Source organism: Shewanella sp. SACH (genome assembly GCF_001887095.2).
Classification (GTDB): Bacteria; Pseudomonadota; Gammaproteobacteria; order Enterobacterales; family Shewanellaceae; genus Shewanella; species Shewanella baltica.
In genome coordinates, this window is the sequence record NZ_MPDG02000002.1 from 241,643 (window position 1) to 253,824 (window position 12,182).

Here is a 12,182-nt window from a genome sequence, read left to right on the forward strand (position 1 = left end):
CGTTATTTCGAAAACGGTTGCCTCTAAAGTCACTGGTTCAAAAACACTGATTCGAATAAAACAGAATAGTGCAATTTATTACAATTCAGCCCTGCGACAAATGGCCATACTGGCAGCCTCAGTTATCGTTCATCACCTTTTTTGCGGAGCCGCATCTCTATGGATTTATCTTTATTACTCACCTTGGCCGTGATCCACTCGGTTGCCTTGATCAGCCCCGGACCCGATTTCGCTATTATGGTGAAGATTGCGACTCAGCAGTCGCGAAGCACGGCGATTGCCGCCGCAGTGGGGATTTCAATCGCCATTTTAGCCCACACGATTTTAAGTCTGACTGGCGTGAGTCTGCTTATTAAGAGTTCACACACTCTGTATCTATTAGTGCAAATTGTGGGTGCGTCTTACCTAGCTTGGATGGGTTTTGGTGCCCTGCGTGCAGGCCTTGCGATACTGGCTAAACGTAAAGCGAGTGCCAGTACAAATGCTGGGACAAATGTTGATGCTATTTCTGCTGACGTTGAAGGTGCGGCGTCTATTGCTGGTGGCTTAGGTGGCACTATGTCACAGAAGCAAGGTTTTTTGACTGGGCTTTATACCAATCTATTGAATCCCAAAGCATTGGTGTTTTTCTTAACGCTGTTTTCGGCCTTGATTACCCCAAGCGTTACCACTAGCACTAAAATCGCTTCCGCTATCTTGTTGTTATCGCTGTCGCTGGCATGGTTTGGCTTTTTGGCTGTGATGTTATCTAAGGCGCAGGTGCAACTTAAATTGCAGCGACTGACACCGATTATCGATGCAATTATTGGTGTCATCTTTATGTCGGTCGCGCTGGCTATTTACGCTAACCTGTTGCTGACGGCTTAGTCAGGCGTAGCGTCAATCAGCTTAGGTTTTAGTCCTGTGCATTTATGTTATTCTTGGCCTTTGGTCTCAGTAGAGACGTTTGGATGTAAGGGATAAAGATGTCACTCGCCTCACCACTAAAGGCAATAAAATTAGCTGTTTTCGGTCAAGCTAAACTAATGCAAATCGCGTGTTATGCCGTGTTGATATTTGGTGCTATGGGGTTGAGTAGCACAGTGAATGCCGCCGATGAGGCATTGCCAAAGGAATATATTCCTCTGGTGCAAGGGCTTATCGATGCGGCTAAGGCGAACGATCCAGAAGCCATTGCTAAGCGTGTGGCTTACCCACTTAAACGTGAATATCCGATCCTTGCGATTCAAAATACTCAGGAAATGGTTGCACGTTTCAACCAAGTATTCGATTCACAACTGCTTGAGCAGATTGCCAATTCTAAGGTCGACGCTGATTGGCAGATTATGGGGTGGCGGGGCATTATGCTCGGTAGCGGTGAAGTGTGGCTGGATTTAGATGGCAAGATTATAGCCATTAACTACCAAACACCCGCAGAGGCAAAATTGAAAGCTGAGCTGATCGCTAAGCAAAAAACGAGATTACATGCGAGCGTGAGTGAGTTTGTGAGCCCAGAATTAACTTGGGAAACCGCTAAGTTTACGATTCGTGTCGATAATATGGGGAATGATCAATACCGTTATGCCGCTTGGGCAAAGGGTAAGCCATTGAGCGAAAAGCCAGATCTAGTGCTGAATAAAGGCAAACTCGTATTCGACGGTAGTGGTGGTAATCATTCATTCCAATTTCGCAGCGGCCCATACCAGTATCATTGTTATGTCACCGTCTTAGGCACCAGCGATAGCCCTCCAGGCGAGCTAGTGGTATATAAGAATGATGAAGAAATACTAAAACAAGCCGTCATCAAAGCTGACTAGTCTCGTTTCCATATCCCTATGAGTGAGATGTAAAGCAGCGACTATCCGTTGATGGTCGCTGCTTTAATAATCCTAACGACTCCTTTAGCTAGAAGCTGTTGCCCCAAAGTGTGTTTCGTAGTTTGAATGCTTTAATCAAAATCAAAATCAAAGTCGTGGGGCTTCACCCCACACCCGACCAAGGAGGACTGCTCGTCCTATCCTCCTTGGATGCTCCAAGACGCCCCCAACGGAGTTGAAAGCCCCTTGTGCTNNNNGCCAAATTTGCTATCGCTTCCGAAGGATGCGTCCCTGCACCTGCGAAAGCTAGTCGGTCATCCATGACCGAACTCACGCAATTTGTCTATTCGCCCTGCGGCAACTCCGAGGGGAGGTGTATTCCTTGGCGTTTTGAGTCGTTAGATAGCGATTCATCAGCAAAAAATAAGCGCTAAAAATGAGAACGCTAAAACGATATCAAGTGATTACCCATCAAACTGTATAAAAAACCGCTACCGCAAAAAAGCAAGTTCCTATAGCATCATTTATACCCATTGACACGAATGTGGCAGCGGCCATATTTGAGATTTAGTGAACAAGCGATTTATGCCCTGCAAACAGCGCAGCGCATAAATACTAAGACGTTATGTTACCAAATGGAATTGCATGAAGTATCTAAAATTAATCATAATGAAGCCACTTGAGGGCTACCTACATTTAACAGCTTGGCTTATATTCGCTTGGTTGTATTTCCAAATAATTCTTTCGGCAACAGCATTATTTTGCATGCCCAGTTTATTTAGCTTTTATTTTTTCGAATTCAATACGGCATTGAACATTGTGTACGGAGCATCAGGTCTCGGTTTTATTGTGGGTATTTGGTGGGCTGAAACTATTCGAAAAACACATGGTATTATCACTTTTCACGCATATTTGCTCTCAACGCCTGAAATTGAAGGTTGGAGAGATAGATACGGTAACGTAATCAAGAAGCGGTAACATACAAGCTGTTCAACAGGGACAAATACTGTTTGGCTTTTATCTCTATGTTCCAAAATTATAGCCAAACACCATTTCCCTATTAACAGTTTGTTATACATAGATATTTAAATTCGAAACTCACTAATTCGAGCTAAAAGTCTAACTCGGAATTGTCCCAAAGCGTGCTGCGTAAGGCTTTTAAACCTACAGGTTACGCTAATGCCAAAAAGGTGAGGCATGGTGATTAGCGAGACGACCGTCCGCCCCATGGACGGGGTGGTCGAGCATCCAAGGACGGACTGGCTGCGAGTCGACGAGCAAATACCATGGCAAACCTATATGAGTGGATACCAGCAAACGCTAAACTGCTAACGACTAAAATTACTGGTCCCAAACATTAGTCTTCAACACATATCTATCCCAATGTGAGTTATAACATTCTGTGGAAATGACTATTCACGCAGCATTGTGCAGTCGATTTTTATTCCTGAGATAAAAAGAGCATTAAGGATGAACTTAATGCTCTTTTTTATGGATAAATTCCGGCTCAAACTCTTGTGCGGTGATGGGTTTACCGTAGAGGTAGCCTTGGCCTAAGTCGCATTCCTCGTGACGAATAAAGGCATCTTGTTCTAGGGTTTCCACGCCTTCGGCGATCACGACTAAGTTCAGTTTCTTGCCTATGGCAATAATCGCTTTGGTGAGCTCCCTATCTTGTTCGTTTTCTTCGAGTTTATTGATAAAGCAGCGATCGATTTTTAAGGTGTCGAAAGAGTATTTTTGTAGATAACTTAGGGATGAATAGCCAGTACCAAAGTCATCTAAGGAGATGCGGATCCCGAGTTCCTGCAGCTTTTGGATGGCATTGTGGGCAATGTGCTCGTCCTGCATCAACATGCCTTCGGTGATTTCAAGCTCTAGGGCGGTCGGTGGCAATTGATAGAGGGTGAGTAAGTCAGCTATGTGCTCGCTAAAACGGGGATTGCGCATTTGCAAAGGGGAGATATTGATGGCGATTTTAAACTCCTGGTCTAGCTCGCGACACCATTGCGCCGCCTGAGCTAGCGCGGTATGCAATACAAAATTACCGATATCAATAATCTGTCCATTACGTTCTGCCAAGGCGATAAATCTGTCTGGGGCGACATTGCCAAGAATCGGGTTGTGCCAGCGCAGCAGGGCTTCGGCACCTATCACTTTTTGAGTTTTTAAGTTAATAAAGGGTTGGTAATGAAGGCTTAACTCGTTTTTGTTCAATGCATCGACTAAGTGAGATTCCAGTTGATAGCGTAGATTCAAAGCCGCTTGAGTATCTTGATTAAAGAAGCTGTGAGTTGAGCCATCGGCTTTGCTGATCGTCATCGCAGCCCCCGCTTTTTGCAGCAGAATGGCGGCATCTATGCCATCGATGGGCGCTTGAGCTATACCCATGCTCGATGGAATGGTGATCACAAAATCCGCCACGCCAAAGGGGGTATTACAGCAGCTAAGCACTTTATTGATGAGTTTGTTGGTTTCGTTGTTCGAAGGTTTATGGGCTTGAATAATCACAAACTCGGCGCCGGCAATACGGGCGATGAAGGTATTTTCATCGGCATAGTGTTGTAAACGTTGGCTGAGAATGGTGAGAATTTTATCGCCAATCAGATAGCCATAACTGTCATTGATGGATTTGAAATTACGCAGCCCCAGATAGAGTACTGAAATCTTTTCCTTGCGATTCACTTCTTCGAGCATGGTCGAAAGGCTATTAATCAAATTGATGCGATTCGGTAATCCCGTCAGTGGATCATAGCTTTTATGGTATTCCAGTGAGGTTTCGGTGGAGGTCCGATTTTCGATTTCTTTGATGAGTTTGCTACTGAGTTCGGCCAGTTCATGGGTGCGTTGTTGCACTTTTTGCTCTAACTCTTGGTTGTGCAGTTGCAGCTTTGCCTGTTGATAGAGGGTGACGAGGTTGGCTTCTATACCATTTTGAAAACGAGCGAGTAAGCTGCGAAACGATTGGCTGTAATTATGCTCTTTGCTATCGAGCATGCAGATAGTGCCAAAGGCGCTGTTATCGGGCCAGCGTAAAGGTAAGCCACAGTAGGCAATCATGCCGAGTTTTATATCCGGATTTTTATCCCAGTCTTTATCTTTTAGGGCATTCGGAATGTGGAGTTCCTTGCCTCCTCTTATCACTGTCTCGCAGTAAAGTCCGTGGCCTAAACTGTCTTTGTCGTGTTTTTTATAGGGATTCCCTTGAGTGCGACTCGAGGTAAAGACTTCTATATCGGTTTGATGGACACGCATGATTAAAGCCGCGGGAGTGTCGACCAATTCAGAGAGCAAATCTAAGGTTTGTTGCCAGTTATCAACCATGACTTGGGGAACAACGATTTTGTCTGTGTCGATAGCAATGTCGGCGAATAAACGATCTTTTTGAGACTGATTAATGGCGAAATTGTATGGCATGAATGCTCAGTCCTAGAGGCGCGATATTATTTATAAACTATAGTCTTTTTACTCATGTTGTGAGTTTTTTGAATAAATTTAGTTGTATTGCGATGTAAATTTTGTGTTAACGTCAGCGCAATTGCATTTCTTAAGTTTTAGATAAGAATTCAGCGCTACCCTAACGCAAGATATTCTAGTCATTGGATTTATGAGTGAGTAACTATTTGAAAGGTAATGTTAGGATGACATTTATCGATTTTGCCAAAGGGCATCTAATCGCGCCACTTTTAGTGTTTGCGGTGATCATCTTTGGGCTTGAATGGACTCACGCTGATATGAAAGTGGCGACTTTGTTATTTCATTGGCAGGGTGGTGTCGACTCTTGGCCATTAAGAGGCCATTGGCTGACCGAAAATGTATTGCACGTTGCTGGGCGTAACTTTGTTATCTTGCTGGCGGTGAGCGTTGTAGTCGGCATTGCCTTTAGTTTTCGAAGTGACAGGGTTAAGCCGTACCGTAAAGGGTTGATTTATCTATTTTGTAGCGTATTGGCGAGTGTTTTGCTGGTACGTATTGGCAAGAGTTTTACCCATATGACCTGCCCATGGGATGTGATTGAGTTTGGCGGCCGTATGCTGCATTCATCCCTGTTTGCCCGTTTACCTGAAGGCGCTGAATTTGGTCAATGTTTCCCTGGCGGCCATGCTAGCGGTGGGTTTGCTTGGGTTGCCTTGTATTACGTGTTGCGTGAGTATCGTCCGCATTTAGCTAAGTTTGGTTTGATTTTCGGGGTGAGTTTAGGCCTAGTGTTCGGTATCGGCCAAGAGTTACGCGGTGCCCATTTCTTGAGCCATGATTTATGGAGTTTAGCTATTGCATGGACGTCGGCGAGTCTACTTTACTATGGTTTTTTCCTTCGCCCATCAGGGTTAAAAAAAGCTAAATTGGCCGATGTTAGCCAAAGAGTCAATGTTAAATCCACTGCTGGATTAACACAAAAATAGCGGACTGTGAAACTGACTAACCTATGCGATTAACTTAAACACTGAGTCCAATTGGGCTCAGTGTTTTTTTATGGCTTAGAATCTTAATTCGAAGCGCATATCGGGTCTGCGTAGGCGAGATCTTTCATCTAACAGTTGGTTCTTCTCATTGAGTAGGCTGTTTTTCTGTTTCAATAAGTCGGCCTTATCGGTGAGATTATTGATCTTGCCATCAAGACTGCTTATCTCTCTATCGATGGTATTTAAGCGATCGGCTATTTCAGCTAAGCGTTTGTTAGTCAGATATTGTTGATGGCCTTGATTATAACTTTCAACGAAGGCGTTATTGCTGCAAACCCCATAATAGCTTTCTCCCGCTAAGCCCACGCGGTAGCCATTTTCGGGAAGACAGTAACTGGCTAACCCTTGCTGGTATCCTTGTTTCCACTGTACGGTATCGACGCTGAGATTAAATTCTCGGCAATCTTTTTGATATTGATTCAATTGCCCTGCGCTCGTCCCACGGTTGCCATCGGCCAGTCCTAGGGCAAACCAATCACTATTGGCGCATTCTTCAATCGATAAGCTGCTGCATTGAGTGAGTGATAGGACCGAAAGGGCGAGGAAAAGGCTAGGATAATGCATGGACAAGTTCTCTATATGTTGTGGCGTTTAGGATAAAGGCTCTTATGGGGGAGATCTAGCTTTATATACCGCTATTTATACTGTCATAGATGCGTTTTGTTGGGCAGAATCCATCACAGTTTAGCGGATGAATACATGATAACCGGCTGATATTGTGTTAATTTGCGATTAACACTTTAATGTCTGCTTTGGGGTTAGCTATGATTTCACCCGTTTCATCAGCGCATTCTGCTTCATTACCGACGGCCAAATCGGTTCATCAATCCAGTGATACGGCGGAGCCAAGTGGACTGAAATCCTTTACCTATGGCGCATTGGGCTTGGCGGCTCCCAAAGCTGAGCCCAGTTCCGATGTTGCTGCGATGAGCAAAACTGAGGCGCCAACTCCCGATGATGCCCCTAATGACACTAACGATTCGAACGACACGTATTACAGTGCTGGGCAAATATTGAAAGCGGCGGCGACCGTGGGAAGTGTGATTGCCTTATTTGTGTGAGTTACGTTTTTACGTAAATTTAGCTCGGATATCTATTTGAGCGGTCTTGAATTTGAATGTTCGCTGCAGCATAGTGGCTGTGGTTTTACCTCTTGCTTTATATAGGTTGGCGGAAAAGAATATTCTTTTAGTTTAAGCTTCATTTTCAGTCTCTTTCTTTGCCAAAGTCCTCAGTAAATCTGGTATTGTGTTTAACACGCAAGTACATTAGTTTTTACTTAAAATTCGTTTAACAATCCTGAACTATATTCATCAAACTTCCGCTGGAGACCGCTTTTGTATGAAGATTTGCCCGCAGTATTCCATATCATGCCTAAGTAAGGTATAAGGGCGCTATGAAAACTCCGAAACGAATCCAACCCCTGGTTGATGAAGGACTGGTCGATGAGGTCATTAGCCAGTTAATGAGCGGTAAAGAAGCTACTGTGTACGTTGTACGCAGTGGTGATGATATCCGCTGTGCCAAAGTCTATAAAGAAGCGGACAAGCGCAGTTTTAAGCAAGCTGTGTTGTATCAAGAAGGCCGAAAAGTCCGCAACAGCCGTCGTGCACGTGCGATGGAGAAAGGCTCTAAATTTGGTCGCGATCAGCAGGAAGAAGCTTGGCAAAATGCCGAGGTTGAAGCGCTTTATCGTTTAGCGAATGCGGGTGTGCGCGTGCCAACGCCCTATGGCTGTTTTGATGGCGTGTTGCTGATGGAGTTAGTGACGGATGCCGAGGGCAATGTCGCTCCGAGATTAAACGATGTGAGTATGTCGGCAGAAAAAGCCCTGAACGATCATGCGTTGGTGATGACCTATGTCAAACGTATGCTCTGTGCAGGTTTAGTGCACGGTGACTTGTCTGAGTTTAACGTGTTAGTCGATAGTGAAGGGCCAGTGATTATCGACTTGCCTCAGGCGGTCGATGCCGCGGCGAATAACCATGCCAAATGGATGTTAGCGCGTGATGTGAATAACATGACCCAATACTATGGCTTGTATGCTCCTGAGCTGTTAAAAACGCAATATGCCAAAGAGATTTGGGCTCTGTTTGAAGCGGGTGAGTTAAAACCTGAAACGCCATTAACCGGTGAGTTTACCGAAGTGCTGGTCGAAGCCGATGTCAGTGCCGTGTTAGAGGAAATTCAAGCGGCCTTTGAAGAGGCGCAAGAGCGTAAGCAAAGGATCCAAGAGGCAAACGAAGAAGACTATTAATTGTCAGTCGTTTTTCGCCCATAAAAAAGACGCTCAAAGTAGCGTCTTTTTTATGCTAAAAATTAAGTGTCACTATTATTTCTGTTGTTGATTTTATTGCTTATTTTATTATTGTTATTTAATTTTTGGCGTTAGCCAATCCATGGCTTAATCTCCGGTTGGAGCTAGGTCCATCCTTGTTGCTATAAACAAGCTAGCAATCATCAAACTGTGTAATAAAAGGACAAGAGCTGAGAGAGAAATATGTTCATGACTTGGGGGAGCACAATTCACATATTTAATCTTTGGGGAAGACAACTCCCTCAATCCTTGCCGAAACCTTGGTAACTCTTCAGTCAATCTATGAAACAGCACACTAAATCACAGCCTTCCTTGGCGCGCCACACTTGTTATAGCGCTGGATCATCATTGATCCTGTGAATAAAATGACAAGACCAGAGAGAGAAATATGTTCATGACTTGGGGGAGCACAGTTCACATATTTGATCTTGGGGGAGATAACTCCCTCCCCAGTCTTGCCGAAACTTTTGCATTGTCTCTGTTCGTTTCGTTTGTCGGTTTTAATACTATTTCCCAATCTTCGCTGGGTTCATCAATAAAGTGACAGAGTCAGATAGTCGTAAACAGCACACTTATTATTGTTATTTGCACAATTCATATCTTAGGTCGTTGGGGAGCTATAATAGATACCCATCCGACTCTGCCTAAACTGGTTAACTTTCTTAACTTTCTTAACTTTCTTAACTTTTCTCGCTTAACAATTTGGACGACAAGGCCGGACTAAAAATGGCGCTGTTATTATTGTTGTTAGCACATCTTTTACATCGTTAGCGTTATCAGCAGGGCGATATGCAATCTCGTCCGGCCTTGTCTATTCGGGCACGTTTAACTTGTTGTACAGGCACTCAATTGCCATGCAGCACTTAACCTATAGTGCGTAGCTCGTTATTGAGCTGTTTAATTCTTTTCTGCAGTTGGGCAATCTCGCTCATTAATGCGCATTCTCTTTGCTGGGGTTGCAGATCGCTTTCCCGCACCCATTGGTAAACTGCCTTGGCAGATAAACCGTATTGACGTGCAACATCCGACAGTAAGCGACCTTGCACTTTAACCTCGGTGATAACATGTAGCTTGAGACTATTTTCTGCGATTCCCATGAGCGTTCCCTCTTTTACTGCTTTCTAACTAAAATATGACCGTTTGCGTTGCCTTTTATTGATGATATTGACGCTGTTCTAAATCCCACTGGCTCAGACCTAGGTGGCGCAGACAAATCCATTCGTGGCGACATAGTGCGATAAAGTTCATGACTGTTTTCATACTTCCTCCTTCATGACCCTAAATTCTCGAGTTTATTTTCTGTCTCGATAGGTCCATTTAATTTGGATTAATCCTGTTGAAGTCGACTTGAGTTTTCGGCGATTTATACCGCGTCTGACTGTCTACTCACTTAGTAGTATGTAAAATTCGTGCCAATATTCTAATTTTAATTTTAATGTTTAAAATCATTAGTTTGCTTGTTCGATTAAAACGGCGTGATTTTTAGTGCTGCCAAAAAAGGTGCAAGACGCACTATTTCGGTGCCATCGGCTTGATATAGAGCTGGGCGGTCTAAGCCAAGATTGAAGCCCGAAATCTGTATCTTTGCTGACTAAAATCTGGATTAGCAGAATTGAATATGGATAAAGGATTGTCTCGAGCGCAATAGCTTATATACTGCCTGCCTTGTGGCAATCCCTAGGTCATTCGTATTACTTAGTGTGAAGTGATATTTCTTGCCCTTTGAGCGGTATTCACAGTCATCAATCATATAAAGAGGTTATAAATGATGAAGTGTTTTCAGGCAGTGCAATCTAAACCATCCCTGTTAGCCATAGTGGTATTGACGACCGCGCTAGTTGCATCGGGTTGTACAACAATCAATCCCTATTCAAACGAACAACAAACCGCTAAAGCGACCAGTGGTGCATTGATTGGTGCCGTCGCAGGGGCTGCCATTGGCGTAGTCTCTTCGAGCAAAAGCGACCGCGGTAAAGGTGCCTTAATTGGTGCAGCATCGGGCGCTGCAGTCGGTGGTGGTATTGGTTATTACATGGATGTGCAAGAGACCAAATTACGCCAACAACTCGCCTCAACGGGCGTGAGTGTGACCCGTAGCGGCGATAACATCATTTTGAACATGCCTAATGAAGTCACCTTCGGCGTAGATCAAACCGAGTTAAGCGACGGCGCTAAACGCGTGCTGAACTCAGTGGCGGTTGTGGCCAAGGAATACAGCAAAACACAGCTTAACGTTTTAGGTTATACCGATAGCAGTGGCTCAGACTCTTACAACTTACGTCTGTCACAAGTGCGTGCGGGTGAAGTGGGTAATTACTTGATGAGCAAAGGCGTAGCCTCTGCCCGTGTAAAATCAAAAGGCATGGGTGAAGCGAGTCCTATCGCATCAAATGCTAATGCCAATGGCCGCGCCCAAAACCGCCGCGTTGAGATTGTATTAACGCCGACTGGTCAATAGACATTAAGCATTCTAGTTTTACAAAAGTCGCCTGAGGGCGACTTTTTTGTTTCTGTGATAGGTATATTTAGCGATAAGTGCCTCGCAGATTTAAGCTAGACAATTTGTCCTCTCTAACCTGTGTTTTGGGTGATCTGCACCACAATCACATCACAGCGGTTTGCCTTGGGATGAGTTCAGCTTGATCCCTTTACCGATTTCACGTTCTGTATGGGGATAAGTCACAAGAATGACTTTTAGCGCCCAGAGGAGAATATGACTATGATAAGCAAACACGTGTTAGTTGCCTTGAGTTTAAGCCCTGTCATCATGGTGGCTGCTGTACAAGGAATGCCGATGAAAGCCGAAGTGACCACAGGAGCGGCGCCGATAGAATTGCGCGCCGCAGGCAGTTTAAAGACTGCGATGAAGGATATTATTGCCGCTTATCAAGCCGAGTCGCACACGAGTGTTGCGGCACAATATGCGCCATCTGGTTTACTGTTAAAACGCATTCAAGAGGATGAAAAAGTCGATATTTTTGCCTCGGCGAATATGAAACATCCGCAGGCGTTAGTGGATGCGGGTCAGGGGAAAGCGGTGCAAATGTTTGCCCGTAATCAACTCTGCGCGGTTGCCCAGGATAATGTTCAGGTGACGAGCGCAACGCTACTCGATACCATGTTAGATCCTAAGGTCAAACTTGGCACCTCAACCCCGAAAGCCGATCCGGCGGGTGATTATGCCTGGGCCGTTTTTGCTAAGGCCGAAGCGGTAAAACCCAATGCGAAAGCCGCGTTAGAGACCAAGGCATTGCAACTGACTGGCGGCCCTGAGAGTGCTAAACCACCTAAAGATCGCAATCCTTATGGCTGGGTGATGGAAAACAAGCAAGCAGATATCTTTTTAACCTATTGCACCAATGCTGTGCTGGCTAAACAAGAAGTGCCGAGTCTCCAAATCATCGACTTACCGCAGGAACTCGCCGTGGGGGCCGACTATGGTTTGCTGGTTTTGCAGGGCGCCAATGCTGCCGCAACGCCGTTAGCTGAGTTTATTCTATCGGCAAAAGGTCAAGCGATTCTGAGCAGTTATGGTTTTCAACCACCGGCAAAATAGCCTTGTTTAGCTTTTTTGCGAGATAAAAACGGCACCCTTTCGGTGCCGTT

The 12,182-nt window shown here is 44.8% G+C and carries 10 protein-coding genes; 7 read left to right on the forward strand and 3 right to left on the reverse strand.

The features are described 5' to 3' along the window. The first annotated feature begins 159 nt into the window (after positions 1–159). Positions 160–867, forward strand: coding sequence for a LysE family transporter (locus BM607_RS08840; protein ID WP_011847832.1), 708 nt, complete (start codon positions 160–162; stop codon positions 865–867). A gap of 98 nt (positions 868–965) precedes the next feature. Continuing rightward, entirely contained in the window at positions 966–1,796 is an 831-nt protein-coding gene (locus BM607_RS08845; RefSeq protein WP_071938636.1) for a hypothetical protein, read from the forward strand. Positions 1,797–3,272: 1,476 nt separating this feature from the next. Here BM607_RS08845 and BM607_RS08860 read toward each other — a convergent pair. After that, positions 3,273–5,213, reverse strand: a complete 1,941-nt coding sequence (locus BM607_RS08860; RefSeq protein WP_071938634.1) for an EAL domain-containing protein — start codon at positions 5,211–5,213, stop codon at positions 3,273–3,275. A gap of 224 nt (positions 5,214–5,437) precedes the next feature. On the opposite strand from BM607_RS08860, the gene BM607_RS08865 reads away from it, so the two are divergent. Next, positions 5,438–6,199 (forward strand): phosphatase PAP2 family protein, encoded by a 762-nt coding sequence (locus BM607_RS08865; RefSeq protein ID WP_071938633.1) that lies wholly within the window; start codon positions 5,438–5,440, stop codon positions 6,197–6,199. 75 nt (positions 6,200–6,274) lie between these two features. On the opposite strand, the gene BM607_RS08870 is transcribed toward BM607_RS08865, so the two are convergent. After that, positions 6,275–6,823: a DUF2799 domain-containing protein gene (locus BM607_RS08870; protein ID WP_071938632.1), complete on the reverse strand. Its 549-nt coding sequence runs from the start codon at positions 6,821–6,823 to the stop codon at positions 6,275–6,277. 179 nt (positions 6,824–7,002) lie between these two features. Between BM607_RS08870 and BM607_RS08875 the strand changes: the two genes are divergently transcribed. Both BM607_RS08875 and BM607_RS08880 read left to right on the forward strand, forming a co-directional pair. Continuing rightward, the gene (locus BM607_RS08875; RefSeq protein WP_071938631.1) at positions 7,003–7,320 is read left to right on the forward strand and encodes a hypothetical protein; all 318 of its coding nucleotides are present in this window, start codon (positions 7,003–7,005) and stop codon (positions 7,318–7,320) included. A gap of 335 nt (positions 7,321–7,655) precedes the next feature. Then, complete coding sequence (locus BM607_RS08880) at positions 7,656–8,516, forward strand: PA4780 family RIO1-like protein kinase (RefSeq protein ID WP_006083079.1); 861 nt, start codon at positions 7,656–7,658, stop codon at positions 8,514–8,516. 923 nt (positions 8,517–9,439) lie between these two features. On the opposite strand, the gene BM607_RS08885 is transcribed toward BM607_RS08880, so the two are convergent. Continuing rightward, positions 9,440–9,673, reverse strand: coding sequence for a transposase (locus BM607_RS08885; RefSeq protein WP_006083078.1), 234 nt, complete (start codon positions 9,671–9,673; stop codon positions 9,440–9,442). A 671-nt stretch (positions 9,674–10,344) separates the two neighbouring features. Here BM607_RS08885 and BM607_RS08890 point away from each other — a divergent pair. Then, positions 10,345–11,034, forward strand: a complete 690-nt coding sequence (locus BM607_RS08890; protein WP_162096847.1) for an OmpA family protein — start codon at positions 10,345–10,347, stop codon at positions 11,032–11,034. Positions 11,035–11,295: 261 nt separating this feature from the next. After that, positions 11,296–12,132, forward strand: a complete 837-nt coding sequence (locus tag BM607_RS08895) for a molybdate ABC transporter substrate-binding protein (RefSeq protein WP_071938630.1) — start codon at positions 11,296–11,298, stop codon at positions 12,130–12,132. Positions 12,133–12,182 lie beyond the last annotated feature (50 nt).

What these genes read in the sequence shown, in the direction of transcription:
- BM607_RS08840 (WP_011847832.1), top strand. Translation starts at nt 160, where the DNA reads ATGGATTTATCTTTATTACTCACCTTGGCCGTGATCCACTCGGTTGCC.
- BM607_RS08845 (WP_071938636.1), top strand. Translation starts at nt 966, where the DNA reads ATGTCACTCGCCTCACCACTAAAGGCAATAAAATTAGCTGTTTTCGGT.
- BM607_RS08860 (WP_071938634.1), bottom strand. Translation starts at nt 5,213, where the DNA reads ATGCCATACAATTTCGCCATTAATCAGTCTCAAAAAGATCGTTTATTC.
- BM607_RS08865 (WP_071938633.1), top strand. Translation starts at nt 5,438, where the DNA reads ATGACATTTATCGATTTTGCCAAAGGGCATCTAATCGCGCCACTTTTA.
- BM607_RS08870 (WP_071938632.1), bottom strand. Translation starts at nt 6,823, where the DNA reads ATGCATTATCCTAGCCTTTTCCTCGCCCTTTCGGTCCTATCACTCACT.
- BM607_RS08875 (WP_071938631.1), top strand. Translation starts at nt 7,003, where the DNA reads ATGTCTGCTTTGGGGTTAGCTATGATTTCACCCGTTTCATCAGCGCAT.
- BM607_RS08880 (WP_006083079.1), top strand. Translation starts at nt 7,656, where the DNA reads ATGAAAACTCCGAAACGAATCCAACCCCTGGTTGATGAAGGACTGGTC.
- BM607_RS08885 (WP_006083078.1), bottom strand. Translation starts at nt 9,673, where the DNA reads ATGGGAATCGCAGAAAATAGTCTCAAGCTACATGTTATCACCGAGGTT.
- BM607_RS08890 (WP_162096847.1), top strand. Translation starts at nt 10,345, where the DNA reads ATGAAGTGTTTTCAGGCAGTGCAATCTAAACCATCCCTGTTAGCCATA.
- BM607_RS08895 (WP_071938630.1), top strand. Translation starts at nt 11,296, where the DNA reads ATGATAAGCAAACACGTGTTAGTTGCCTTGAGTTTAAGCCCTGTCATC.